Here is a 2595-nt window from a genome sequence, read left to right as displayed (position 1 = left end):
TTGTCTCAGCCTGATATGTAGGCGGTAAACTATGCAAGATTGTTATGAAATTAGATGAGATTCGTTGTAGCGGATTTGATGGAAATATCTCACTCATAATCTGAAGTAAACGCCATAGATTAAAAAGACTAGTTTTTCTACAATTCTACAGAATTATCATGACAATTCGCCAGATTTACCAAAAAATGTTTGACAAGTAAGAATTCAGCAAATTTATCGAAAAGTCTATCGCAGTGACTCTTTTTAACTTTGTTTTATTATTTTTAGAGAGAGGAGAGTGGAATGCTGTTCATTAATGAACCAACTAGAGGAAGAGGAGCTATACCTAGGCAAAACAACCAAGAACAAGAACAGCAGCAATTACAAGAATATCTTGATCAGGCAGAAAATGATCTATATAACGGCAACATAGATGGAGCAATTTCCGCTTTACAAAAGGCTGAACAAATTGCTAACCAACTAGGTGATTTAGTTGATACACAACTCGCGAAAACTATTTCACAAGCCATACAAATACTAAACAACATTAAACCGCAGCTGTATAACGCCATTAGTATAATACAACAAGAACAAAACAACGGTAGCTACACACAAAATGATCTACAGTCAATTCAAAATGCTATTAATGAATTAAATAATGTAAAAAATAGTGTACATAAAAATCCATTTACTACTCCCTTATCTAACTATGTAAATCATTTATTGAGTACAGCGCAACAAATAGAGTCTAACATACAAAACTACTTACAGCAGTATCAGCAAATACAAAACGACATTTCTCAGGCTGAGAGTGATTTACAAGGCGGTAACATAAATGCAGCTATTTCCGCTTTACAGAGTGCTGAGCAAACTGCAAATCAAATTGGTGATACACAAGATGCAAGTACTATTTCACAAGCAATCCAGATCTTGAATAACATTAGACAACAGTTGAATAATGCCGTTAGTATAATACAGCAAGAACAGAGTAAAAGTAGCTACACACAAAACGATTTACAAGCTATTCAGAACGCAATTAGTACATTGAACAGTATAAATAGCAGTGTAAGTGGTAATCCTATTACCTCTTACTTATCTAGCTATATAAACAATTTATTGAGTACAGCGCAACAAATAGAGTCTAACATACAAAACTACTTACAGCAGAATCAGCAGCAACAACAAGTACAGGCATACATCTCTCTGGCTGAGACCTATCTACGAAACGGTGACATAAATGATGCCCTTTCTGCTTTACAAACTGCTGAACAAATTGCAAATCAAATAGGTGATACGCAAGACGCAAACACTGTTTCAGACGCAATCCAGATCTTGAATAACATTCAATCACAGTTGAGTAATGCAGTTAGTATAATACAACAAGAACAAAACAACAGTAGCTATACACAGTATGATCTACAAGAAATTCAAAATGCTCTTAATATACTGAACAATGTAGGCCTCAGTATAGGCAATAATCCAATCACTAATGCCTTAGCTCCATATATAGCCAACTTAATAGATACAGCGGACCAAATAGAGTCTAACATAAAAAATTACCTTAATAATCAATCAAGCAGTTCTAATAGCTCATCAAGTAGTTTTGGTGGTGGAAGTTCTAGTCCTAATTATGGTGGTGGTTCAGGAGGCGGCGGCAGTAGCTCTAGTCCGCCAAGCTCTGGCGGCGGTGGTTCCGGAAGTGGTGGTTCAAGTTCTGGCGGTGGGGGAGGCAGTTCTGGGCCAAATACACAGCAAATACAGAACTATGAACAAGTACAGAACTATGTTTCTCAAGCCGAAAACAATCTGCAAAGCGGTAACATAAATGCAGCTATTTCCGCTTTACAGAGTGCTGAGCAAACTGCAAATCAAATTGGTGATACACAAGATGCAAGTACTATTTCACAAGCAATCCAGATCTTGAATAACATCAGACAACAGTTGAATAATGCCGTTAGTATAATACAGCAAGAACAGAGTAAAAGTAGCTACACACAAAACGATTTACAAGCTATTCAGAATGCTGTGAATACACTAAACGGCATAAATAACAGTATAGGCAATAACTCTATTACCTCTTACTTATCTAGTTACATAAGTAGCTTATTAACTACAGCGCAACAGGTACAAGTTAATATACAAAATTACTTACAGCAAGAAGTACAGAACTATGTTTCTCAAGCCGAAAACAATCTGCAAAGCGGTAACATAAATGCAGCTATTTCCGCTTTACAGAGTGCTGAGCAAACTGCAAATCAAATTGGTGATACGCAAGCTGCAAGTACTATTTCACAAGCAATCCAGATCTTGAATAACATTAGACAACAATTAAGTAGTGTTGCCAGTACACTACAACAAGAAGCTAATAAAAGTAGTTATACACAGAATGATCTACAAGAAATTCAAAATGCTATTAATACATTGAACAATATAAGCAATACTATAGGCAGTAATCTTATTACTTCTTATCTATCTAACTATATAAGCAATTTAGCGAACACTGCACAACAAGTACAAACTAACATACAAAACTACTTACAACAGCAGCAACAGCAAGTACAAAACTACATTTCTCAAGCTGAGAATGATTTACAGAGTGGTAATATAAGTAGTGCC

General features: G+C 35.7%; 1 protein-coding gene. It reads left to right on the top strand.

What is annotated here, in order from left to right:
• Positions 1 to 282: 282 nt before the first annotated feature.
• Positions 283 to 2595 (top strand): hypothetical protein (locus tag QXE01_12615; protein ID MEM4972081.1); only part of this gene is annotated, 2313 nt, incomplete at its 3' end.

It is taken from the genome of Sulfolobales archaeon (genome assembly GCA_038897115.1).
Classification (GTDB): domain Archaea; phylum Thermoproteota; class Thermoprotei_A; order Sulfolobales; family AG1; genus AG1.
Note: the sequence above shows the minus strand (reverse complement) of the source record. Positions and strands in the feature narration are given on the sequence as shown.